Origin of the sequence: Arthrobacter sp. SLBN-112, from assembly GCF_030944625.1 — a bacterium.
Lineage (GTDB): Bacteria > Actinomycetota > Actinomycetes > Actinomycetales > Micrococcaceae > Arthrobacter.
In genome coordinates, this window is sequence record NZ_JAUSXY010000001.1 from 136216 (window position 1) to 159317 (window position 23102).

General features: G+C 67.9%; 22 protein-coding genes. 12 read left to right on the plus strand and 10 right to left on the minus strand.

Translation table 11 applies throughout. From position 1 onward, the window contains the following. Positions 1-39: 39 nt before the first annotated feature. Positions 40-1002, plus strand: coding sequence for an RluA family pseudouridine synthase (locus tag QF050_RS00580; protein ID WP_308928673.1), 963 nt, complete (start codon positions 40-42; stop codon positions 1000-1002). On the opposite strand, the gene QF050_RS00585 is transcribed toward QF050_RS00580, so the two are convergent. Further along, the gene (locus QF050_RS00585) at positions 974-1504 is read right to left on the minus strand and encodes an O-acetyl-ADP-ribose deacetylase (protein WP_308928674.1); all 531 of its coding nucleotides are present in this window, start codon (positions 1502-1504) and stop codon (positions 974-976) included. The genes QF050_RS00580 and QF050_RS00585 overlap by 29 nt on opposite strands. Here QF050_RS00585 and QF050_RS00590 point away from each other — a divergent pair. Further along, entirely contained in the window at positions 1503-2162 is a 660-nt protein-coding gene (locus QF050_RS00590) for a DedA family protein (protein ID WP_308928675.1), read from the plus strand. The genes QF050_RS00585 and QF050_RS00590 overlap by 2 nt on opposite strands. On the opposite strand, the gene QF050_RS00595 is transcribed toward QF050_RS00590, so the two are convergent. Both QF050_RS00595 and ppc read right to left on the minus strand, forming a co-directional pair. Further along, positions 2159-2464, minus strand: coding sequence for a hypothetical protein (locus tag QF050_RS00595; protein WP_308928676.1), 306 nt, complete (start codon positions 2462-2464; stop codon positions 2159-2161). The genes QF050_RS00590 and QF050_RS00595 overlap by 4 nt on opposite strands. A gap of 216 nt (positions 2465-2680) precedes the next feature. Beyond that, positions 2681-5488: a phosphoenolpyruvate carboxylase gene (ppc, locus tag QF050_RS00600; protein WP_308928677.1), complete on the minus strand. Its 2808-nt coding sequence runs from the start codon at positions 5486-5488 to the stop codon at positions 2681-2683. Positions 5489-5679: 191 nt separating this feature from the next. Between ppc and QF050_RS00605 the strand changes: the two genes are divergently transcribed. Further along, positions 5680-6510 carry a DUF1684 domain-containing protein gene (locus QF050_RS00605; protein ID WP_308928678.1) on the plus strand — a complete coding sequence of 277 codons (831 nt, stop codon included), beginning with the start codon at positions 5680-5682 and terminating at the stop codon, positions 6508-6510. A 34-nt stretch (positions 6511-6544) separates the two neighbouring features. Here QF050_RS00605 and QF050_RS00610 read toward each other — a convergent pair whose 3' ends face one another. Further along, positions 6545-7753: an acyl-CoA dehydrogenase family protein gene (locus QF050_RS00610; protein ID WP_308928679.1), complete on the minus strand. Its 1209-nt coding sequence runs from the start codon at positions 7751-7753 to the stop codon at positions 6545-6547. Continuing rightward, positions 7750-8544, minus strand: coding sequence for an SDR family NAD(P)-dependent oxidoreductase (locus QF050_RS00615; protein WP_308928680.1), 795 nt, complete (start codon positions 8542-8544; stop codon positions 7750-7752). Before QF050_RS00615 ends, QF050_RS00610 begins: the two co-directional genes overlap by 4 nt. Before the next feature lie 132 nt (positions 8545-8676). Between QF050_RS00615 and QF050_RS00620 the strand changes: the two genes are divergently transcribed. Then, positions 8677-9888: a glycoside hydrolase family 76 protein gene (locus QF050_RS00620; RefSeq protein WP_308928681.1), complete on the plus strand. Its 1212-nt coding sequence runs from the start codon at positions 8677-8679 to the stop codon at positions 9886-9888. Positions 9889-9939: 51 nt separating this feature from the next. On the opposite strand, the gene QF050_RS00625 is transcribed toward QF050_RS00620, so the two are convergent. Continuing rightward, positions 9940-11568, minus strand: coding sequence for a glycoside hydrolase family 32 protein (locus tag QF050_RS00625; RefSeq protein ID WP_308928682.1), 1629 nt, complete (start codon positions 11566-11568; stop codon positions 9940-9942). A gap of 130 nt (positions 11569-11698) precedes the next feature. Continuing rightward, positions 11699-12301 carry a YdeI/OmpD-associated family protein gene (locus QF050_RS00630; protein WP_308928683.1) on the minus strand — a complete coding sequence of 201 codons (603 nt, stop codon included), beginning with the start codon at positions 12299-12301 and terminating at the stop codon, positions 11699-11701. Positions 12302-12411: 110 nt separating this feature from the next. Between QF050_RS00630 and QF050_RS00635 the strand changes: the two genes are divergently transcribed. From QF050_RS00635 to QF050_RS00665, 7 genes are all read left to right on the plus strand, one after another. Then, positions 12412-13140, plus strand: a complete 729-nt coding sequence (locus tag QF050_RS00635) for a VOC family protein (RefSeq protein WP_308928684.1) — start codon at positions 12412-12414, stop codon at positions 13138-13140. Positions 13141-13149: 9 nt separating this feature from the next. After that, positions 13150-13689 (plus strand): NUDIX hydrolase family protein, encoded by a 540-nt coding sequence (locus QF050_RS00640; RefSeq protein ID WP_308928685.1) that lies wholly within the window; start codon positions 13150-13152, stop codon positions 13687-13689. An 88-nt stretch (positions 13690-13777) separates the two neighbouring features. Then, complete coding sequence (locus tag QF050_RS00645; protein WP_308928686.1) at positions 13778-14797, plus strand: DUF6707 family protein; 1020 nt, start codon at positions 13778-13780, stop codon at positions 14795-14797. Positions 14798-14869: 72 nt separating this feature from the next. Continuing rightward, positions 14870-15598: an SRPBCC domain-containing protein gene (locus QF050_RS00650; RefSeq protein ID WP_308928687.1), complete on the plus strand. Its 729-nt coding sequence runs from the start codon at positions 14870-14872 to the stop codon at positions 15596-15598. 67 nt (positions 15599-15665) lie between these two features. Next, positions 15666-16952, plus strand: a complete 1287-nt coding sequence (tgt, locus tag QF050_RS00655) for a tRNA guanosine(34) transglycosylase Tgt (protein WP_308928688.1) — start codon at positions 15666-15668, stop codon at positions 16950-16952. A gap of 35 nt (positions 16953-16987) precedes the next feature. Beyond that, a complete protein-coding gene (locus QF050_RS00660) occupies positions 16988-17737 on the plus strand; it encodes a dienelactone hydrolase family protein (RefSeq protein WP_308928689.1) in 750 nt (249 codons plus the stop codon). Between the two features lie 27 nt (positions 17738-17764). Next, the gene (locus QF050_RS00665) at positions 17765-18622 is read left to right on the plus strand and encodes a hydroxymethylpyrimidine/phosphomethylpyrimidine kinase (RefSeq protein ID WP_308928690.1); all 858 of its coding nucleotides are present in this window, start codon (positions 17765-17767) and stop codon (positions 18620-18622) included. Between the two features lie 24 nt (positions 18623-18646). Here QF050_RS00665 and QF050_RS00670 read toward each other — a convergent pair whose 3' ends face one another. Together QF050_RS00670 and QF050_RS00675 are read right to left on the minus strand one after the other, a co-directional pair. After that, positions 18647-20395 carry a pyruvate dehydrogenase gene (locus QF050_RS00670; RefSeq protein ID WP_308928691.1) on the minus strand — a complete coding sequence of 583 codons (1749 nt, stop codon included), beginning with the start codon at positions 20393-20395 and terminating at the stop codon, positions 18647-18649. Positions 20396-20477: 82 nt separating this feature from the next. Further along, positions 20478-21092: a TetR family transcriptional regulator gene (locus QF050_RS00675; RefSeq protein WP_308928692.1), complete on the minus strand. Its 615-nt coding sequence runs from the start codon at positions 21090-21092 to the stop codon at positions 20478-20480. 98 nt (positions 21093-21190) lie between these two features. On the opposite strand from QF050_RS00675, the gene QF050_RS00680 reads away from it, so the two are divergent. After that, the gene (locus tag QF050_RS00680; protein WP_308928693.1) at positions 21191-21511 is read left to right on the plus strand and encodes a hypothetical protein; all 321 of its coding nucleotides are present in this window, start codon (positions 21191-21193) and stop codon (positions 21509-21511) included. On the opposite strand, the gene QF050_RS00685 is transcribed toward QF050_RS00680, so the two are convergent. Further along, the gene (locus tag QF050_RS00685; RefSeq protein ID WP_308928694.1) at positions 21508-22902 is read right to left on the minus strand and encodes an MFS transporter; all 1395 of its coding nucleotides are present in this window, start codon (positions 22900-22902) and stop codon (positions 21508-21510) included. The two genes, QF050_RS00680 and QF050_RS00685, sit on opposite strands and share 4 nt — an antisense overlap. Positions 22903-23102 lie beyond the last annotated feature (200 nt).

A 23102-nucleotide genomic window follows, 5' to 3' on the forward strand; every position in this document is an offset into this window, starting at 1 on the left:
GGATGGCCGGCGATGAGCCCCCGGTAGAATGGGCCGGTGATGCAATCCCCCCTCCCCGTGCGCGACGGCGTCAACGCCACCCGCCTGCGGCTGCCGGATGAGGGCCCGTGGGACACCGCGATGGACTACATGATGCACCGCTGGGGACACATCGATCCGCAAGGCATCGAGGACCGGTTCGACGCTGGCGAGATCGTGGGCGAGGGCGGCATCCCCTTGGACCGCTCCACCCCGCTGCGGGACCACACGTTCATCTGGTACTACCGCACACTGCCGCCGGAGACCCGGCTGCCCGTGGAACTGAGCATCCTGCACCAGGACCACCACCTGCTGGTGGTGGACAAACCGCACTTCCTGCCCACCACTCCCGGCGGCACCTACATCCAGGAGTCCGCCCTGGTCCGGTTGCGGAACCAGCTGGACCTGCCGGACCTGATCCCCATGCACCGGCTGGACCGCATGACCGCCGGGGTCCTGCTCTTCTCCACCAACCCGCAGACCCGGGGCAAGTACCAGGTGCTTTTCGAGAAACGGCAGGTGCAGAAGGAGTACGAGTGCGTCTCCGCCGCAGAGCCCGCGCCTGGGCAACCCGCCGTCGACTTTCCCGTGGTGGTCCGCAACCGGATGACCAAGTCCCGCAGCTACCTGCTGGCGGAAGTCATCGACGGCGAGCCGAACGCGGAGACCAGGATCGAGCGGCTGGAAACGTTCGACGGCGACCCCTCCCTGGGTGCCACCGGGAGGCCGGTGCGCCTGGCCAGGTACCGGCTGGAACCGCACACCGGCAAGACCCACCAGCTGCGGGTTCACATGGCCTCATTGGGGCTGGGAATCGTGAACGACGCCTTCTACCCGGACCTGCTGGACAAAGCTCCGGACGACTACGCCAAGCCCCTCCAGCTTCTGGCCCGCGGCATCCGGTTCGTGGATCCGATCTCCGGCCGGCCCGTGGAATACCGGAGCGCCCTGGAACTCAGCGAGGCTGCCCGAGCACGTCCCTGAACGCCGCTTCAACCTCGGCCGTGTGCAGCACGAACTCCACCAGCTCCAGGCCGCTGGCCGGGTGTGAAGCCTGGAAACCCGCCATCGCGTCCCTGGCCGCCTGCGCTACTGCCTCCGCACCCCAACCGTAAGCTCCGGCACCCACAGCGGGAAAGGCCAGGTCCCTGGCACCCAGGCTGTCCGCCAGCCGCAGGCTTTCGCTGAAGCAGGAGACCAGGAGGGCCCGGTTGGTCTGCCCGGCATGCCGGTTTGGCCCCACCGTGTGGATGACCCAGCGGGCCGGCAACCGGAACCCCGCCGTGGCAACAGCGGCGCCTGTCTGCAGGCCGTGCGGCAGGTCAGTTGTCCGCAGCTCCCGGCAAGCTGCCAACAGTTCCGGACCGGCTGCCAGGTGCAGCGCCCCGTCCACTCCCCCACCGCCAAGCAGCGACGAATTCGCGGCGTTAACCACCGCGTCGACCCGCCGCTGCGTAATGTCGCCCCGCAGAACCGTGATCCGCATGCCGCCAGTTTCCCAAGTGCGGTACCTTGTGGCAATGGACTTCGGCGGCGCAGACAGCTGGGGGGCGGCCCTCTATTTCTGGGTCATCCCGCTGGTGGTCGGTGACGCCATTTTCCCCCCCATTCCGTCTGAGATGGTGGTGATTACCGGGGGTGCGCTGTCCGCCGATGGCCGGGCCAACGTGTTCCTGGTATTTTTGCTCGCAGCGGTGGCATCCTGGCTGGGCGACATGGTGGTCTTCCACCTGTTCCGCCGACGGCTGAGCCACGTGCTGGACCGTTGGAAATGGGGCCGCCGGGTCCACGCCGGCATCCATGCGGCGCTGGCCAAAGCCGGGCGCTCGTCCACCTACGGCACCATCATCGGGGCCCGGTTCATCCCAGGGGGCCGGCTTGCCACATCGGCAGCGTCCGGGATCGCAAACGTCTCCGTGCGCGGGTTCGGCCTCTGCGCCGGGCTGGGAGCAGTCCTTTGGGCAAGCTGGCTGGTGGGGCTGGGATACTTCACCGGTTCAACCACCAAGCTGCCGTTTTGGGCCAGCTCGCTGATCGGCGTGGCGGTGGGCCTGGTGATCGGCGCCGTCGTGGGGCTCATCGTCACCCGCCGGCGCGGCGACCGGTCCCCGGTGGAGGACGAACCCATTCCGGACGCAGGCTAGACGGGCAGCCACTTGCCGCGGCTGCGCCGCAGCACGCTGAGCGAACCTGTCAGCGCAACGCGTTCGACGGCGTCGCGCATCATGGCCGCGGACTCCACCGCCTGCCGGTTCTCGCCGCTGTATTCGCTCGCCTCCACGAGGAACCGAAGGTTAAGCTGCGGCACCCCGCCGGCAAGCTGCAGCTGGTGCGCTTCCACGTGGTGGCGGGTGCCCAGCGCCTCCACGGCCGCGTCCATGACGGACTCGGGCGGATTCCCCGGACGCAGCCCGGTGATCTTGAGGCGGGTCTGGAAGGAAGGCATGCCCTCCACCCTATCCAAACCCCCGCTCGCATCCGACGGTTTAAACGCAACCCCCGCTCACATCCGGCACTTTAAGCAGCAACCCCCGCTCACTCTCTTCGGAAGAGTGAGCGGGGGTTGCTGTTAGAACTGCGAAAAGTGAGCGCGCGTCGCAGGAAAAGCCGCCAAAAGTGAGCGCGCGTCGCAGGAAAAGCCGCCAAAGGTGAGCGGGCGTTTCTAGCCGGTGTTACGGAGGCCTGCGGCAACGCCGTTGACGGTGATGAGCATGGCCCGCTGGAGGCGCTCGTCGATCTCGGCTCCGCTGATTTCCGCCTCGGTCCGGATGCGGCGCATCAGTTCCACCTGCAGGTAGCTGATGGGATCCAGGTACTGGTCGCGGATCTCCAGGGAACGTTTCAGCGTGGGCTGGGCGTCCAGGAGCAGGTTCTCCCCGGTGAGCCTGCGGACCTCGGCCACCGTGAGCTCGTACTCCTCCCGGATGGTGCGGAACAGGTGGTGCAGTTCCTCCGGCACCAGGGTGGACACGTAGTAGCCGGCGATGTCCATGTCCGTCTTTGCGAGGGTCATCTCGACGTTGGACAGCACGGACCGGAAGAAGTTCCAGTGGTCCATCATCTCCACCAGCTGGGCGGAGTGTCCCGCCTCCCGGGCGGCCTTGAGCCCGGAGCCCACGCCGAACCAGCCGGGCACGATCTGCCGCGACTGCGTCCAGCCGAACACCCACGGGATGGCCCGCAGTCCGCCGAGCCCTGCACCCGAATCCGGACGCTTGGACGGGCGGGAGCCGATGTTGAGCGAGCCGAGCTGCTCCACCGGGGTGGACGCCATGAAGTACGCGGGCAGGTCCGGGTGGTCGATCAGCTTCCGGTACCGGTCAAACGCGGCATCCGAGATGGCTTCCATGACGTGTCCGTAACGCTCCCGCTGGTCCTCCGAGGTCCGGGGGTTGCGGTGCAGGGCCGAACCCTGCAGCACCGCGGCCAGCGAGAGCTCCAGGTTCTCCCGGGCAAGCTCCGGCAGCGAGTACTTGTCCGAGATGACCTCGCCCTGCTCCGTGAACTTGATCTCGCCTTCCAGGACGCCGTTGGGCTGGGCCAGGATGGCGTCATACGTGGGCCCGCCGCCGCGGCCCACGGAACCGCCGCGGCCGTGGAACAGGCGGACGCGCACGCCGTGCTTGGCGGCGATATCGCGCAGCTTCCGCTGGGTCTTGTGGATTTCCCACTGGCTGGTCATCACGCCGGATTCCTTATTCGAATCCGAGTAGCCCAGCATCACTTCCTGGACGTCGCCGCGCAGCCGCACCAGTTCCCGGTAGGAGGGATCGGACAGCAGCTGGTCGACGATCTCGGCTGAGGCCCGCAGTTCCTCCACGGTCTCCAGCAGCGGCGCGAACCCGAGCTTGGCGTAGGGCTTGTCACCGAAGAGGTTCACCAATCCGGCTTCGCGGGCCAGCACCGCGGCGGCGAGGACGTCGTCGGCGCCGCGGGTCATGGAGATGATGTAGGTTTCGATGACGTCCGGGCCGTACATGCGCAGGGCCCGGCGGATCTCGCGGAAGACGTCGTACGTGCCGTCCGCGGCGCCGTCGAGCTTGATCGGGTGGCCGGAGAGCGGACGGCGGGACGCCAGCTCGGAGCCCAGCACCTCGAAGCGTTCCTCGCGGCTGAGCTCCGCGTAGCGGAGGCCGGGGCCGCCGATCCGGTCCATCAGCTGCCCGACGGCGTCGTGGTGGTGGTCGGCGTGTTCGCGGATGTCCAGGGTGGCCAGGTGGAGTCCGAAGGAGGCGATGGCGCGGCGGACCCGGGCCAGGGAGCCGTCCGCGGCCAGGGCCGCGGAGTGGTTCCGCAGCGAGAGTTCCAGCAGGTGCAGGTCTGCCATGAGTTCATCGGTAGCGTTGTAGTCACGCCCGTGCTCGTGGTTTGAGTTCACCGCCACCCGCTTGCCGGTGTTGATGAGCTTGGCCTTGATGCAGGTCAGCTTCAGCCGGTAGGGCTCCTGCGCATTCAGTTCCAGGACCCGCTTGTCCAGGCCGGGCAGGTTCTTCAGGTCCGTGTCGATTGACTCGAGCAGCGCCTGGTCGGCACCGGCCAGGGCCGTGGAGTTGGACAGGACGGAGATCAGTTCATCGATCATGCCGATGCTGATCCGGATGGCGCTCTGGTTCTGGATCTGCAGGATCTCCCGGGTCACGGCCGCGGTGACGTTCGGGTTGCCGTCGCGGTCACCGCCAATCCAGGAACCGAACCGGATGGGCGCGTCCTTGGCCGCCAGGCTGACGCCGTGCTCGCCCAGGAGGTCGGCGAGTTCGGACAGCATGTGCGGCATGGCGTCAGTGAGGATGCCGCCCAGGTAGTAGATGGCGTTGCGGGCCTCATCCACGGGCGTGGGCCGGACCTGCCGCAGTTCGTCGGTCTGCCACATCTGGTCGATGATCTCGGCCAGCTGCCGGTCCTGCCGGCGCCGCGCCGTGGACCCCTCTGCGGTGGACCGGGACAGGACGTCGGAGATCTTGCGGATCTTGTCCAGGACCGAACGGCGGGAAGCTTCGGTGGGGTGCGCGGTGAAGATCGGGCGGACGTCCAGCCCGTTGACTACCTCCTGCAGGACGTCCGGGCCCGCCTGCTCGGCGATGTCAGCCACGGTCTTGGCCAGCCAGCCGTCCTTTTCCGCCCGATTGCGCAGGCCGCGGACCCGGTGGACCTGCTCAGCGGCGTTCGCCAGATGGAAATAGAACGCGAAGGCACGCACCAGATCGGTTGCCTGCTCGATGGGCAGGGAGCCGAGCAGCTCGCGGACCTGGGCGACGACGTCGTGCGCGCTCCAAGGCCCGGTGGCGTCCGCGCCGCCACGTGCGGCTTCCTTGGATTCTTTGGTCAGCAGCCGGACCTGTTCCACGAGGTTCAGGAGTTCGGGCCCGTGCTGGCGGACCAGGGACTCTCCCAGCAGGGTGGAAACGCGGCGGACGTCCGCGCGCAGTTCGGAGGCGAGATCGGATTCGGGAGGTGTTGCAGTGTGAGCCATGGAAGCTATCTTTCGAGGGTTTCGGACTTGGCTCGTACACTGCGCTGGATACTGTGAGCCACGTTACTAGCTAAAGATGCTACCCCCGGTGCGGCGCCGCAGTGGAATCTGTCTCAAAAGATGTCAGCACCGGCGGAATGAACGCGAAATACGGGTGGTTGTAGCGTGGGCACACGCAACCGGAAGGAACCATGTCCACCACCACTGCAGCCAAAGTTGAGCGCTGGCAGCGCTTCCGCACCAACCGGGACAAGGCGCTGGCGACCCCGTACGGCTGGCTCACCCTCACCTCCTTCCAGTGGCTCGAAGACTCACCCGCCGCCGTCGACCTCGCCCCGGGCCTGTGGTCCACTGACGGCACGGGCACGACGGCGGTCCTCACCGCGGTCCCGGCGGACGGGCTGACGCTGGTGGAGACGGGGGAAAAGGTGGACGGCACCGTGTCCGCCGTCCTCGCGGACGAGGAGTCGCTGATGTGGGTGCAGTTCGGCGGCCCGGACGGGGACCAGGTGGTGGTGGAACTGGCCATGCGCGGCGGGCGGTATGCGATCCGCACACGGGACTCGGCCTCGCCGGTGTTGACGGATTTCGATGCCGTGCCCACCTATCCGTACAACCAGGAGTGGGAAGTGACGGGCCGGTTCGTGCCCTACCCGGAGCCGGTGGACGTGCCGATCGGCACCGCAAATCCGCTGGTGGACGGCGTGCACCGCAGCGTGGGTGAGGTGGTCTTCGGCCTGCCAGGCAGCAGCCACGAGTTCCGGCTCCAGGCCGAAGAGGAAAAGCTGGGCGCCCTGACCGTCACCTTCCACGACGAAACGAACGGCGACACCACGGACGACTGGCGCAAGCTCTCGCTGCCCCGGCCCCGCCCGGACGGCTCCGTGGTGCTGGACTTCAACCGTGCCATCAACTACCCGAGCGCCTTCACGCCCTACGGCACCTGCCCGATGCCGGTGAAGAACAACAGCCTGGACATCCGCGTGGAGGCCGGCGAGAAGCAGCCCTACCCGGGCGCGTGACCGGTTTCGACAGGCTCAACCACCCGGGACCGGCTCAACCGCCGAAGGCCGACACTCCGGTGATGGCCCGGCCCACGATCAGGGTGTTGACCTCGAAGGAGCCCTCGTAGGTGTAGATGGCCTCGGCGTCAGCGAAGATCTTGGCCATCCGGTAGTCGGTGACAATGCCGTTCCCGCCCAGGATGGATCGGCCCAGCGCCACGGTTTCGCGCATTCGGGCGCTGAGGTAGGACTTGGCCAGCGCCACCTGCGGCATGCCGGCGGTACCCTGGTCTTGGAGCCTGGCGATCCCGGCCATCATTCCCATGCTGGCCACGGCGTTGCCCAGCATGGTCACCAGCTGTTGCTGGATCAGCTGGAAGTGTGCCAGCGGCCGGCCGAACTGGTGGCGCTCCACGGCGTACTGCCGGGCTACGTCGAACGCTGCCAGTTGCTGGCCCACCGTCTGCCAGGCCACCATGATCCGCGAACTGCGCAGCAGCTCCTTGGTGTCTTCGAAGCTGCTGATGCCGCCGAAGCGGTCCGTTTCCGGTACCCGGACGTCACGGAACACGATGTCCGCGTTCTGGACGGTCCGCAGCGCGATCTTGTTCTCGATCCTGCTCCGGCTGACGCCCGGCAGCGACGCGTCCACGATGAAGCCCCGGACCGAGCCGTCGGCTTCGTCGCGCGCCCAGACCAGCATGTAGTCGCAGAACGTCCCGTTGCCGATCCAGCGTTTGGCGCCGTTGAGCACCCAGGTGTCGCCGGCGTCGTCCGCTTCTCCGGTGCCGGACGATATCCGCCGGGCGCGTGTCTCCATGCCGCCGGCGACGTCGGATCCGTGCAGGGGTTCGGTGAGGGCGAAGGCGCCGGTGATCCGCAGGTCCGAGGCGTCGGCCAGCAGCCGGCGCTTCTGGTCCGGCGAGCCGAAGGCGTGCAGGGACTCGACGAACAGGTCGTGGTGGACCAGGAAGAACGTGGCCAGGGACGTATCCACGCGCGTCATTTCCGCGATGACCAGTCCGGCGAACAAGTGGCTGTAGCCGCGGTGCGCCGGCGTGCTGAGTTCCAGGGCGGCCAGCTTGGGCAGGATATGGGCCGGGAACTCGGCTTTGTTCCACCAGTCGGCGGCGTACGGCGCCACCTCGGCTGCCAGGAAGTCCCGCAGCTCCGCCAGCTTGTTCCGTTCAGCCTGGCCCAGCATGGATTCGACGGCGAAGAAGTCCGCCGCCGGCAGGTCCGTGATGTCCGGGGCGCTCATCGCGGCCCCATCCGGATGGCGCCGTCCAGGCGGATGGTCTCCCCGTTCAGCATGGCGTTGTCCACGATGTGCGCCACCAGATTGGCGTATTCCGCCGGCTTTCCCAGCCGGGACGGGTGCGGTACCTGGGCGCCCAGGGAGTCCTGGGCTTCCTGCGGCAAGCCGGCCATCATGGGCGTCTCAAAGATGCCGGGGGCAATGGTGACCACCCGGACCAGCGAGCGCGCCAGTTCCCGGGCGATAGGCAGCGTCATGGCGGCCACCGCGCCCTTGGAGGCAGAGTAGGCAGGCTGGCCGATCTGCCCTTCGAAGGCCGCCACTGACGCTGTGTTGATGATGACGCCGCGCTCCGGGCCGCCCACCGGGGTGGCGACGGGTTCGGTGTCCACCATGGCCTCGGCCGCCAGCCGCAGCACGTTGAACGTGCCGACCAGGTTGACCTGGATGACGCGGCTGAATGCTTCCAGCGGCAGGACGCCGTCGCGGCCCAGGACCTTTCCGGGGGTGGCAATTCCCGCGCAGTTCACCACGATCCGCAGCGGGCCCAGTCCGGCGGCTGTTGCGACGGCGGCCCGCACCTCGGCCTCGCCGGTCACGTCGGCGGCGGCGAAGACGGCGGACTGGCCGGCCTGGGCGCGGCCGTTGAGTTCCTCTGCCGCCGCCTGGCCGTCCGAAGAAGCCAGATCCAGGAGCACCACGGAGGCGCCGTCGTCGAACAACCTGCGGGCGGTGGCCGCTCCCAACCCGGAGGCACCCCCTGTCACGAGGGCGACGCTGCCTTTGATGTCCATACATCCTCCTTGATGCGTGTGCCCCGGACGCGGCGCGGCCTCGAGCAACAGTTAATGAATGTTAACTGAAATACGGCGCCGCCGCACTCACCCTTCCGGCCGGGCTCCGATGCCGCCACTAGGGTGGACGGCATGACCTCCAGCAGCACGCCCTTGACCGCCTGGCAGGACAGGGCGGACCATGCAGCCCGCTCCGTGACCGGGCTGTTCGGCCGGAAACTGTTGTTCCTGCCCGGAACCCATCTTGCTGCCGTGGTGTGGCAGGGCAGGCGCCAGGCCGGGCTGCTGCCCCCGTGGCACTACTGGTGGCAGGCGCATTACGTGGACTGCCTGGTGGACGCCGGGCTGCGGGAGCTTGGCGGCGGAGCGACCCCCGCGGCGCGGTTCAACGGGCCGGACCAGCCCAGCGCGGGGCACCTGGCCTCGCGACTGGTGACCGGCATGAGGCTCCGCAATGCCCTGACGTTCGTGAACGGCTACTACGACGACATGGCATGGCTGGCACTGGCGGCCCTTCGGCTGGACAGGCTGGCCGAAGAGGCCCGCCGCCCGGGCCGCCGGCGCAATGCCCGGGTACGTGCCTCGCTGACGCCGCAGTTCGATGCCGCCTGCACCGACGACCTGGGCGGCGGGACGTTCTGGAGCAAGAAGCGTGACTTCAAGAACACCCCGGCCACGGCTCCCGTGGCGCTGTTCTACGCCCGCACCGGCCGGCGCGGCAAGGCCCAGTCCCTGCTGGACTGGCTGGACGCCACGCTCTTCGATCCGGGCCAGGGCCTCTACCTTGATGGTGCGCGGCCGGGCCCCGCCGGGGACGTGCTGGTGGAACGGTCGCTGTACACCTACAACCAGGGCCCTGTGCTGGGTGCCCTGCTGGAGCTGGGCGGTGATTCCAACCTCGCCCGGGCTGCTGCGGTGGTGGATTCGGTGCGGCGGTTGCTGACGGTCCCGGCAGGCGGAGGCGGGACTGCCGCGGGCACAGTGCTGCGCTGCGAGGGGACGGGCGACGGCGGCCTCTTCACCGGGATCCTCTGCCGGTACCTTGCGCTTGCGGCGGCAGACCGGCGGCTTCCCGAGGCCACCCGCGCCACGGCCGCTGCGCTGGTGCTGGACACGGCCGGGGCGCTCTGGTCCGGCCGGCGCCCGGTGCACGCCGGTGAAGCCAAAGCGCCATTGGAGGGCAGGAGCATCTTCTCCGTGCACGCTGCCCAACCCGCGGACCGGACGTATCCGCCGGGCGCCCCGGTGGAGCTCGCCACCCAACTGCAGGCCTGGATGGCGCTGGAGGCGGCGGCCGCGGTGATGTCCGCCGACCCCGCCGCCGTCCCTCCGGCGCTTTCCTAGCCGGCGGGCGCCTGACGGGAAGGCCCGGGCCCTGACGGGCAGGCGCCGCGCTCAGCGGATGCCGGCCAGCGGCGTGACCGTTCCCGCCTTGAGCGTCAGGGGCGCGTCGGCCGCGAGCCGGGCTTCTTTCGGACCTGCAGGCGGGAAAACCAGGGACGTCAGGGACTGTCCGTCCACAAAGACCTCCACCGAGGACCGATCCACGTACGCAGTCAGCTGCACGGTCCCGCCGGCGGGGCGTGCCTCCACCGAGCGGGCCTGGCGGTACTCGCCACCGCCTTCGGAGGCCGCCTTTCCCTGGCCGCCGGCCACGGCGTCCCCGTCCCGGGTGACGAAGGCCCGGCCGGCGGCGAAGTCGTAGCCGATGGTCGCGTACGTGGTGCCGCCGCTTTGCAGGAGCAGGGTGGCTTTCCCGGTGCCGTCCGCGGGCTTTTCCAGCTCGACGTCGGCTTTGAATGCTCCGCTGTCCGGGATGGTCAGGGTCCGGCCGGCCTGCAGCGAGCCGGCGGGCACCTGGGCAGGCGCCCCTTCCAGGGACTGGAGCGCGGGGGTGGGCGATTGCACCAGGGCGGGGCGGCCGGTTTCGGAGGTGAGCCGCATATCGCGCACCACCGAGGCGGCCCCGAACCAGCCGTCGGTGGGCAACTGCCGGGCGTAGGCCCAGTTGTTCATCCAGCCGATGGCGTGCCGGGATGCCTTCCGTTCGTCCTCGCTTTGGCGTGGATCATCCCAGGTGACTGCCGCGTAGAAGTCGGCCCCGCCGTCGAGCCACTGGTGGCCGCCGTTCGCCGTGAAGGCCTTGCCGTCGAACCCGCCGGTCCAGTAGGCCAGGCCCGTGGTGCGGCCCTCCCCGGAACCGTTGGCGCTCGCGGCCAGGACCCAGGTGCGTTTGGCGGGGTCGCCGTCGATGTCCAGCTGGAAGAAGTCCGGGCACTCCAGGATTCCCAGCCCGTCCTGCTCGAATCCTGACACATAGGTCCACCGCTTGAGGTCAAGGGAGGTATAGAACCCGATCTTGGAGCCCTCGGCAAGGAGCATCAGCCACTGGTTGCTGGCGTCGTCGCGGACAATGCGCGGGTCCCGCCAATGTTCGGCGCCGGGGTTTTCCATCACCGGGTTCTGTCCGTAGCTCTGGAAGCTGTAGCCCTTGTCCGTGGAATAGAACAGGGACTGGCGCTGCACGCCGTCGTGCTGCTGGGTGAGCACCGCGATGACCGCCCCCTTGCCAAAGCCTGCGGTGCCCTCCGTGTCCACCACGGCGGAGCCGGTCTCGATGTCCCCCAGGCCGTTACGGAACTTGGGGATCGCCACGCCCTCGTTCTTCCAGTGCACCAGGTCGGTGCTGGTGGCGTGGAACCACTCGGTGCCGTTCCCCTCCGGATAGTCGGCGTTGTACAGGTAGTAGTAGTGCCAGAGCCCGTCCAGGAAGAAGGGCCGCTGCGGATCGTTCATCCAGCGCTGGTCCGGGGTGAGGTGGTAGGCCGGCCGGTATCCGCCCTGGTCAGCCTGGGGCGCCTGTGTGCCTGAAGGTGCCGTGGATGCTGCCCCGCCAGGCTGTCCTTCGACCGTCCGGGTGTTCCCGGCGATCACCAGGGACGCCGCCACCAGGAGCACGGCAACGGCCGCGGCTGCCCACAGAAGGGGCCGGCGCCGAAGGGCGGCATAAATTTTGGGGAGCATGGTTCATCGATCCGTCGCTGAACGCACAAGTGCCGTCCCCCGGGATGGGGAACGGCACCAGCGCAAGTGAACCGTCAATTTTACCCGGCGGCCCGTCCGGAACCGAATCCGAGGCGTTTTGTGGCCGGCGCTAGTCCCGGCCCGCCGGGCGCTTCTTTTGCGGATACGGCGTCTCTCCCCGTGCCAGCATGTCCACGAATCCCGCGATCCGGCGTTCCCGGGTGGCTGCCTGCTTGGCCGTGTTGGTCCGGAACACCAGGGCGAACAGGTTGGTCTTGGTCAGGACATCGAACATCTCCTGCGCGGCCGGGTTCGCGGCGATCGCTGCCGCCAGGTCGGGGGGAACCTCCACGTCGGCCTGCCCGCCGTAGGCCGCTTCCCAGCGGCCGTCCGCCTTGGCCGCCGCAACTGCCGCCCTGCCGGCGTCGGTCATTTTTCCCGCTTCCTCCAGCCGGGCGATATGCCCTACGTTCCGGGCCGACCAGACGCTGCGGGGACGCCGCGGCGTCCACCGCTGGAACGAGCTTTCATCATCGCGGCGCCGGAGCTGCCCGTCGATCCAGCCAAAGCACAGCGCCTCATCCAGGGCCGCCGGGTAGTCAAGGGCCGTCACCGTGCCGCCCTTCTTGTGCAGCACCAGCCAGACGCCCGGGCTGGTGCTGTGGTTCTCTTCCAGCCAGGCACGCCAGGCGGCAGCGTCGGGCACCAGCAGTTCCTCGAGGTCATCGGCCATGGCCTAATTCTGCCGGGAAAACGCCCTGCCACAAGCCCGCTGTGCAGCCGGGAATCACGTGGCATCATGGCCATACAGCAGCAAACCCACCCAGCACCAAGGACAACGCCATGCTCCGAGTCCGCCCCGTCCATTTCACCTCCCGCACCGAGTCCTGGGAGCAGCTCCTCACCATCCTGGGGATGGTGAGGACAGAGGACGACGACGGGTGGCAGGTCTTCGATTCGGCGTCCGGCCGCCTGGCGCTGCACGCCGCCGAGGCCGGATCGGAGCGGGACGGCCGCACCGTGTTTGCGGTGGAGGTCGGCGACGTCGCCGAATTCGCCCGCCGCACCAACGCCTCGGCGCAGGACGAGGCAACCGCGCCGGCCGACCTCGTCACCGCCGACCACGGCGAAGCCTGCCGCATCAGCGCGCCGGACGGATTCAGCTTCCTGGCTGACAAGGCACCCCACGGCGCCCAGTGCGCCGACGCGGATCCTGCCCTGGCCGTCGTCGCCGTCTGGTACACCGCAGATCCGGAGGCCGCCGTTCGCACCATGCTGCATATCGGGGCGCGGCCACGGCCCGTTCCCGACGACGACGACACCGCCGACTTCACGGCCAAGAACGGCGGCATCCTGCTGGTGCGGACGGCGTCGGGGCCGTCCCGTTCCGGCCTGGGCTTCGAGTACAGCGGCCCGCTGGAACCGTTGCGCGAGCGCCTCGTGGCCGCCGGGATCGCCGCCGGCCTCACCGAGGAGGCCTTCGGAAGCACCCTCCACGTGGCCAATCCGGACGCGGCCGCCCCCAACGCGCCCGCCACCGTCTGGATCTCGGAGCGCCGCCCCATGGGGTAGAACTTAACCATGAACGTGCGCACACCTGACCCGAATCCCGGCTGGCTCTCCGAAGAAGACCTCTTTGAGGCGCGCGGGCGGCTGCCCATGGTGTACGTGGAGGCAGTTCCGGTCAGGCTGGATCCGCTGGGCTACGTCAACGAGGTGGGAACGCTGCTGCAGGCGGACGCCGACGGGACCATGGTGCGCTCCCTGGTGTCCGGCCGGGTCATCTACCGTGAAACCATCCGTGCCGCGCTGCTGCGGCACATGGAAAAGGACCTGGGCCCACTCGCTTTCCCGCAGCTGCCCCTCAGCCCGGTGCCGTTCACGGTGGCCGAATACTTCCCGGCACCGTCCCAGACCGGGTTCACCGACGAGCGGCAACACGCCGTAGCGCTGGCCTACATCATCCCGGTCACGGGCGAGTGCGAGCCCCGCCAGGACGCCCTGGAACTGACCTGGATGACCCCGGAAGAAGTGCTCAGCCCGGGCGTCCAGATGGAGTTTTCGGGCGGCCGCGGCGGCCTCATCCGGCAGGCCCTGGCGTTCGCAGGTGTGGGCTTCTGAAACCCCCGCCGGGACGTGGGGGTCCCCGGTTTTAGGCGCCCGCCTTTGTAGACTGTAGGGCGGACCGCAAGAGAACTTAAGGACTCCCATGACCGAAACACCAGCCGCCAGGCACCACCGTGAACAGCAGGCTGGATCTCTGACCACCGGCAACCACATCCTCCTTCCGGACGGCCAGCGCACCGCCGAAATCGACCAGGTGGAGCTTGAGCGGGACGACTTCGGCTCCCCTGCCCTGGTACTGGCGAGCCTGTCCGGCGGCGGAAGGCTGCGGGTCGCCGTGGGCACTACGGTTACCGTTGTGGATGGAACGCACGACGACGTCACACAGCTTCCGCTGCCGGCGGACCTTCCAGAGGCCGCACCCTTGATGGAGGCCGGGACCGCGCCGGAGCAGCCGGCCGCCGGGACGGGCCCCCTTGCGGTGGCGCCCGCCGTCGTCCTCCCCCCGCTGCCGCCTGTGCCGCCCGCCGTGAACGGGCCCAGCGAGGAGGAACTCGCGCTCATCCCGGCACCGAACGGCACGCCCGAATCCGTGGTGGAAGCCGCGGCGGAAGCGCACCCCGACGCGGAGGGCGTCCTGCTCCTGGCCGACCGGCTCTCCAAAGGGGTCAACTTCAAATCCGGCAGCTGCCTGAAGGACCTCAGCGACCTCGCGCACGAACTCTTCGTCACGCTCAAGGACGCTGACGGCGCCCTGTCCGTCGCGGACCTGCTCACCGTGCTGCCGTACGACGGAAACCCGGGGCGGTGGTCCTCGGTGGAAGCATCCCTGGCACTGGCCAGCTACATTTGCCGGCAGGACGGCCAGGACAAGCGCGCAGAGGTCTACGAGAAACTGATCCGCACCCCGGAAAACCAGGAAACGGATGCGTTCAAGGCGCGGATGGCCGCCAAGGTACGGCAACGCTCGCTCAATGAGCCCAACCTGTACGACAAGGAAATCTTCCGCTCCATCGACAACTCCAACCACGACGCCGAACGCGAATGGCGGCTCCTGCGACTGGAATCCCTGCTGTTCCTGCGCGCCCATGGCGGCTCGGAAACCATCGGCATGACAGAACTTGAACGGCGCATCAGCAACGAGCTGGAGGCCGTCCGCGCCTGATGCCCGCGGCACCTCTCCGGTGGTAAAAATTCCCCCTACCCGGGGCGTGGCCGGAGTTGTACATTCGGGGCTATGACCAACAATCTCAGCGTAGTGATCAACGCCGACGCGCCGCAGGTCTGGACCATGCTGCGTGAACCGTCCAAGGTGGCCCAGTGGCACGGCTGGCAGGCCGAGGACCTGGAGTCCGAGATCAAGCAGATCTACTTCTCCGGCGACGAACAGGAATCCGCGGACCACACCAGCCTCACCGTGCACGGCGGGGACACGTTCGAACTCCACCCAGTGCCCGAAGGTACCAGGGTCAGCATCACCCGCGGGGCACTGGACCACGATTCCGAGTGGGCGGCCTGGGACGAGGACATCACCCAAGGGTGGCTGACGTTCCTGCAGCAGCTCCGCTTTGCCCTGGAACGCCACCCGCACGGCAAGCGGCACACCCTGTTCCTGCACCTGACGGACGGGAAGGGCTCCGCCATCGAAAAACTCGGGTTGGCAGACCTCCCGGCCCCGGGCGAGCCGTATCAGATCACCCTGGATACCGGCGAGGACATCAGCGGCAAGGTCTGGTACCGGACCAGCCACCAGGTGGGCCTCACCGTGCACGGTTACGCCGAGCACGGCGAAGGGCTGCTGGTGGTAGCTGACCACCCTGCCATCAAGGACGTCCGCGCAGAGGGCGACGGTTCGATGGTGGTGGTTTCCACTTACGACCTCGGGGCCGGAGCACTCGACGCCGTCCGTTCCGCCTGGGAGTCCTGGCGGTCCGCGAACTATCCCGGATCGGAGCCCGCCAGCTGACGCCCCGGGGTTGACCCTGCGCCGGCTCGTTTGCCGGCGTCGTTATGTTTGCTGGCAGACTGGTACGGTGCCTGCCAACACTGCCTTCACCCTGCCTGAAACCCAATCACAGTTCTCCTTCACCGTAGGCACGCGCCTGGCGGAGGCGTGCCCGCCGTCGGCATCCCAGGTTGAGGAAAACGGCGGCGCGTTCCTGGGGCGCACCGGCACCATCACCACCCCGCACGGCGAGATCCAGACGCCGGCGTTCATCGCCGTCGGCACCAAGGCAACGGTCAAGGCCGTGCTGCCGGAATCCATGGCGGACCTGGGTGCGCAGGCCCTGCTGGCCAACGCCTACCACCTGTACCTTCAGCCGGGCCCGGACATCCTGGACGAGGCCGGCGGCCTGGGGGCCTTCATGAACTGGTCCGGCCCCACGTTTACGGACTCGGGCGGGTTCCAGGTGATGAGCCTGGGTTCCGGATTCAAGAAGGTCATCGACATGAAGTCCGTGGACGCTTCCGGACCTGACGATGCCGTGGCGCCCGGCAAGGAGCGTTTGGCGCACATCGATGACGACGGGGTCTGGTTCAAGAGCCACCTGAACGGGGACCGGCACCGCTTCTCCCCCGAGATCTCCATGCAGGTCCAGCACCAAATCGGCGCGGACATCATGTTCGCCTTCGATGAGCTCACCACGCTGCAGAACTCCCGGCGCTACCAGGAGGAATCCCTCGAACGCACGCGGCTGTGGGCCGTGCGGTGCCTCGAGGAGCACTTCCGCCTGACTGAGGCGCGGACCGGGAAGCCGTACCAGGCATTGTTCGGCGTGATCCAGGGCGCGCAGTACGAGGACCTGCGCCGGAAGGCCTGCCGGGACCTCGGTGCCATGCCCTTCGACGGCTTCGGGATCGGCGGGGCCCTGGAGAAGGAGAACCTGGGCACGATCGTCCGCTGGTGCAACGAGGAACTTCCGGAGGACAAGCCGCGCCACCTGCTGGGGATCTCCGAGCCGGACGACATCTTCACCGCCATCGAAAACGGCGCCGACACCTTCGACTGCGTCTCCCCCACACGCGTGGCCCGGAACTCGGCCTTTTACACCCCTTACGGCCGGTTCAACCTGTCGGGAGCCAAGTACAAACGCGATTTCGGGCCGCTGCAGGAGGGCTGCGACTGCTACGCCTGCGCCAACTATTCGCGGGCCTACATCCACCACCTGTTCAAGGCCAAGGAGATGGTGTCCGCCACCCTGATCTCCATCCACAATGAGCGGTTCGTGATGAAGATGGTGGACGATGCCCGGCTGGCCATCGAAAACGGCACGTTTTTCGACTTCAAAGCAGAAACACTGGGCCGGTACTACGCCTGAGCGTTACTCCCGGTTGCCTCCGCTATCCTGACCAAATGCTCATCGAGATCCAGGCCCCAGCAGGCCCTGCCGAAGCCATTGTCGCCCGCCCGTCCACCGGAACAGGCCCGTTCCCCGGCGTGATCCTCTACATGGACGCCTTTGGACTGCGCCCCCGCATCGAGGAGATGGCCCAGCGCATCGCCGACTGGGGATACGTGGTGCTGGCGCCGAACGTCTTCTACCGCGACGGAACCGTGGACCAGCTCGCCCCGGCCGTTGACATGTCCACGCAGGAAGGCCGGGAAGCGGCCGGCAAGGCAGCGTTCCCGCGGGTCGGCCACCTGACGTCGGACAAGGCGCTGCCGGACATCGATGCGTGGGTTGCCGCGCTGGCCGGGCTCGACGACGTTGCCCCCGGACCCATCGGCACAACCGGCTACTGCATGGGCGCGCGACTCGCTGTCCGCACCGCAACCGCGCACCCTGAGGTGGTGGCGGCCTGCGGCGGCTTCCACGGCGGCGGACTGGCCACTGACGCGCCGGACAGCCCGCACCTGGGCCTCGGCAACGCACGGGCCCGCTTCGTGTTCGGCCACGCCGACAACGACAGGAGCATGGCCCCTGACGCCGTCGCCCGGCTGGGTGATGCTCTCCAGGACGCAGGCTTAGAGGCTACTAACGAAATCTACGCCGGAGCGCCCCACGGCTACACCATGGCGGACACCTCCGTCTTCCACCCTGAGGCTACAGAACGGCATTTCCGGGAGCTGCGGGCGTTGCTGGACGGGACGCTGAAGGCCTGAGCCGACGCCGGGTGGCAGGATGGTGGCATGACTTCCGTTGCACCTGACGCACCCCTGTCCGCCGCCGGCCCCGCCGTCGTCCTCACCATCGCAGGCTCCGAAGCCACCGGCGGCGCCGGCGCCCAGGCTGACCTGAAAACGTTCCAGGAGCTGGGCGTCTTCGGCATCGCGAACCTGACCTGCATCGTGTCCTTCGACCCCAAGGACAGCTGGAACCACCGCTTTGTACCCGTGGACCAGCAGGTGATTGCCCACCAGCTGGAGGCGACGACGGCGGCCTACGGTCCGGCGTCGGGCGCACCATCCGCGCTGGACACGGTGAAGATCGGCATGCTGGGCAGCCCGGCCACCATCAGCACTGTGGCCGCCGCGCTGCAGGAGAACAGCTTCGCCAACGTGGTCCTGGACCCGGTGCTGATCTGCAAAGGCCAGGAGCCGGGCCACGCACTGGACACGGACCAGGCACTGAAGGCGCAGATCCTGCCGCTGGCCACGTTCGTCACGCCCAACCACTTCGAGGCGGAGTCGCTGTCCGGGCTGGAGATCACCGACGTCGAGTCTTTGAAGGCCGCCGCCGTCCGGATCCACGAACTCAGCGGTGCGGCGGTCCTGGCCAAGGGCGGGGTGCGGCTGGAAGGCCGGGACGCCGTCGACGTCTTCTACGACGGTGAGACCCTGGAAGTCCTCACCGCCCCGAAGGTGGGCGAGGTGGCCGTCTCCGGTGCCGGTTGCTCGCTCGCCGCCGCCGTGACCGCGGAACTGGCCAAGGGCGCCAGCCCGCTGGAGGCTGCCCGGACCGCCAAGGAGTTCGTCACCGCCGGCATCCGCAACCGCGTCGCCTCCGGCGCCCCCTTCGACGCGCTGTGGCAGGGCGGCCCCCGGTAGCAGGCGCCGCCCCACTTGGCCGGGTCAGCGCCGGGGGATGTTGCGCAGGTTGCTCCGGGCCATGCTCACCGCTTCACCGGCTCCACGGTTCAACACCACCTTGGACATGGCGGTGGCGAACCCCAGCACCTGTGACCCGGAGATCTTGGGCGGAATGGACAGCGCCTTCGGATCGGTGATCAGCTCCACCAGCGAGGGGCCGGGGTGCGCGAAGGCCTCCCGGTATGCCGCCTCGATCTGCGCTGGATCGGTCACGCGCACCGCGTGGAAGCCCAAGGCCTTGGCCACGGCGGCGTAGTTGGCGTCCGGCACGTCCACGCCGAAGTCCGGCAGCCCATCCACCAGCATTTCGAGCTTGACCATGCCCAGGGTGGAGTTGTTGAAGACCACCACGTTGACCGGCAGTTTGTAGGCGGCCAGTGTGATGAGCTCGCCCAGCAGCATGGAAAGGCCGCCGTCGCCGGAAACCGAGATGACCTGGCGGCCGGGGTTTGCCAGTTGCGCGCCGATAGCGTGCGGGAGGGCGTTCGCCATGGAGCCGTGCAGGAAGGACCCGATCAGGCGGCGCGTCCCCAGCGGGTTGATGTAGCGGGCGGTCCAGACGTTGCACATGCCGGTGTCCGCAGTGAAGATCGCATTCTCTGCCGCCACCTGGTCCAACAGGGAGGCCGCGTACTCCGGGTGGATGGGCTGCTTCTTCTCTACTTTGCGGGTGTACGCGCCCACAGCCTTGTTCATCAGCCGGTCGTGCTTCTTGAGCATCTGGTCCAGGAAGCGGCGGCTCTTCTTGGCCGTCACCAGCGGCAGCAGCGCGCGCAGGGTGGGGAGCACATCGCCGTGGACGGCGATGTCGACGTCGGTCCGGCGGCCCAACCGCTGCGCCGCCCGGTCCACCTGCGCGGTCCTGGTGTCCGGCAGAAACTGGTCGTACGGGAAGTCAGTACCCAGCAGGATCAACAGGTCCGCGTCCTCGATCCCCTCGGCCGCAGCGCCATAACCCAGCAGGCCGGTCATCCCGATGTCGAACGGGTTGTCGTACTGGACAAAATCCTTGCCCCGCAGGGAGTGTCCCACCGGCGCCTTGGCCAGCTCGGCGAGCGCCATCAGCTCTGCGTGCGCGCCCTCCACCCCAGCCCCCGCGAAAATGGCCACCTTGCCGACCTCGTTGATGGCGTCCGCGAGCGCCTGGACACTCGCGGGGTCCGGCACCAGGCTGGCCGGACGGAACGCGGCAGGCAGTGGCGTGGGTGCGGTGGCTTCCAGCCCGGCAATGTCACCGGGCAGCGTGACCACCGCGACTCCCCCAAGACCCACGGCGTGCTGGATGGCGCTGTGCATGACGCGGGGCGCCTGCTCGGCGGTGCTGACCAGTTCCGAGTACACCGAGCATTCGTTGAAGATCCGGTCCGGATGGGTTTCCTGGAAGAAGCTGCTGCCGATCTGTTTGCTGGGGATATGCGAGGCGATGGCCAGCACGGGCGCGCCGGACCGGTTGGCGTCGTAAAGGCCGTTGATCAGGTGCAGGTTGCCGGGCCCGCAGGACCCCGCGCAGACGGCGAGCTTCCCGGTGAGCTGTGCCTCGGCGGCTGCGGCAAAGGCGGCCGCTTCCTCATGGCGGACGTGGATCCAATCGATGCCGCCCTTGGCCGCGCCTCCAGTCTGGCGGACGGCGTCAACGATCGGGTTGAGGCTGTCCCCCACAATCCCGTAGATCCGCTGCACGCCGGCAGCCTGGAGTTGTTCGATGAGCTGGTTCGCAAGTTCCTTGGCCATGGGTGCAGACTCCCGCGTTTGTGGTGGTGTGCTGACATGGCCCAATATAGTCCGCCCCTGTCCGGCGGCCCGCGTCGGGACCCTAACCCAATGCGTTCGCCGGCGCTGCCTGAACGTCCGCGAGGAGCGCCCCGGCGAGCAGGGTTGCGGTCCGCACAATGAATGCACGACGCCGGGTGGTGCGGTCAGCACCGTTGCCCGCCAGGAGGGTATCGACCTGTGGCAGGACAGGCCAGCCGTCGCAGAGGGTGATGACGGTGATCAGGAGGTCCGCGGCATCCGTGCGGTCAATTCCGGGCAGGACATCCAGGACCTGTGCCACCTTGACGGTGCAGTGGTCCGAGCGGGTGGCGCGGCTGACGGTTTCGCCGCCCCGCTCCAGGCCTTCCCAGAACAGGAGCCGTGGCAGGACACCGTCCGTGGTGTGCCGGTCGAAAAGACGGCCGGCGTACTCGCCGAACGCCGCCGGACCCTCGCCCGTAATGGGCACCTCGGTCATGACCCGGATCATTTCGGCGGCCAGGACGGCGTCGAACAGCTCATCCTTCTTGCCGAAGTACTGGTAGATCCGTTCCTTGTTGACGCCGGCGGCAGCGGCAATGCGGTCCACCCTCGCACCGGCCAGGCCCCTGGCACTGAACTCAGCCGTCGCGGCAGCCAGCAGCAGCTCTTTGGTCCGCTCCGTGTTCCATGCCATGACATAAGTCTACGCAATTCCAACCAGATAGTTGCAATTGCTGGCGGCAGCGTTTATTGTCATTGCAAGTAAAAAGCAACTAAACAGTTGGAGTTTTCATGGACGCGGCTTCCAGGACCACAGCACCAGCAGTTGCCCGAGCGGCAACGTTCCAGCCTCCCCAGTCCGCGGCACCGGCGGCAGCACCCGCTGCGGTGTCGATCCATGTCCGGGCTGCCATCACCTGGCTGGCAATTTTTCCCCTGGTGGCCGTGGGCATGATGGCCGCCGCTCCCCTGATGGAGAACTGGCACCCTGTCTTCCGGGCGATGGCCTTGACCCTGGTGGTGGTGCCCACCGCCGTCTACGTGGTGCTGCCCCGCCTCTTCGCCGTCCACGGCCGGCTGGCCCGGCGGCGCAGCACCAGCGCCGGAAGCTAGCGTCCGGCACCCACCCGTTCTTCGCCGTCGGCCGCCTTGGAAGTTTCCCAGGCGTGGCCTTGCTCGTCGTCGAGGTGGGTGGTCTTCTTGTTCTTCAGGGCGAAGATGTAGACCAGCAGGGAGATGCCGATCGCCACGGTGACGTAGGTGAAGAGGAGCTCAACCTGCCCCGCCTTCTGCAGCGCGGCGCCGATCAGCGGAACCGTGCCGCCGAAGAGGGAGTTGGCGATCGCGTAGCCCAGGCCGACGCCGAGGGCGCGGATGGAAGCCGGGAACAGTTCGGCTTTCACCAGTGCGTTGATGGAGGTGTAGCCGCCCACGATCAGCAGGCCGCCCATCATCAGCATGAAGGCCACGAAGGGGTCCTTCGTCCCGGCGAGCGCGGACATCAGCGGCCATGTGAACAGCACACCGGTGATGCCGAACCAGAGCAGCAGGGGCTTGCGGCCGATCTTGTCGGAGATAATGCCGTAGACCGGCTGCAGGAGCATGAAGATGAACAGCGCCCAGAAGTTGATGACGGAGGTGGTTTCCTTGGCGATCCCGCTGGTGGTGTTCATGAAGCTGAGGATGAAGTTCGTGTAGGTGTAGAACGCCACGGTACCGCCCAGGGTCACGCCGATGCAGACCAGCAGCGCTTTCCAGTGCTTCGTGAAGAGCAGTTTCAGGGAGCCGGGCTGGGCTTCGCCGGACGCCTTGGCGTTGGCAGCCGCCTCCACCTGGCTGGCCGAGACGGTTTCCTCCATGGAACGCCGCAGCCACATCACCACCAGGGCCGCCACGCCGCCAATGGCGAACGGGATGCGCCAGCCCCACTCGGTGAGGGCGTTCTTGTCCAGGACGTTCTGCAGGACCACCAGCACCAGCAGCGCCAGCATCTGTCCGCCGATCAGCGTGACGTACTGGAAGCTGGAGAAGAAGCCGCGCCGCCTGGCGGTGGCTGCCTCGGACATGTAGGTGGCGCTGGTGCCGTATTCGCCGCCCACCGAGAAGCCCTGGACCAGGCGCGCCAGCACCAGGAGGACAAGCGCCCAGACGCCGATGACATCCTTGGTGGGCAGGATGGCGATGAAGAATGAGCCCGCGGACATCATGGTCACGCTCAGCGTCAGTGCCGCCTTCCTGCCTTTGCGGTCGGCGAACCTGCCAAAGAACCAGCTGCCGATGGGCCGCATCAGGAAGGTGACGGCAAAGACCGCCATGCCTTCCAGTGCGCCCTGCAGCGGGTCCTTGGAGTTGAAGAAGTGGGGCTGGAAGTACGCCAGGAACGCCGTGTAGATGTAGACGTCGTACCATTCCACGAGGTTGCCCGCGGAGCCCTTCAGGATGTTGCCCACCGCCCGGCGGGTCTGGGCTGCCTCCGATTGGGGCGCGGCTTGTTGGGTGCTCATCGGTGAGTTCCTCCTGGTAGTAACCTCGGCCTCCTGCGGCGGAGGACCTCATTCACGGTATGGGTGATCCACCGCACAACCAACGCCGAACGGACTTTCCTAACACTTCCTTAGGATTCGCCGGCGCCCAGCTCCCCTCCTGCCGGACCTCCGCCGTCGCGCAAATTGCTCCGCCACGCGGTAGTCTCACGGGGCGGGGA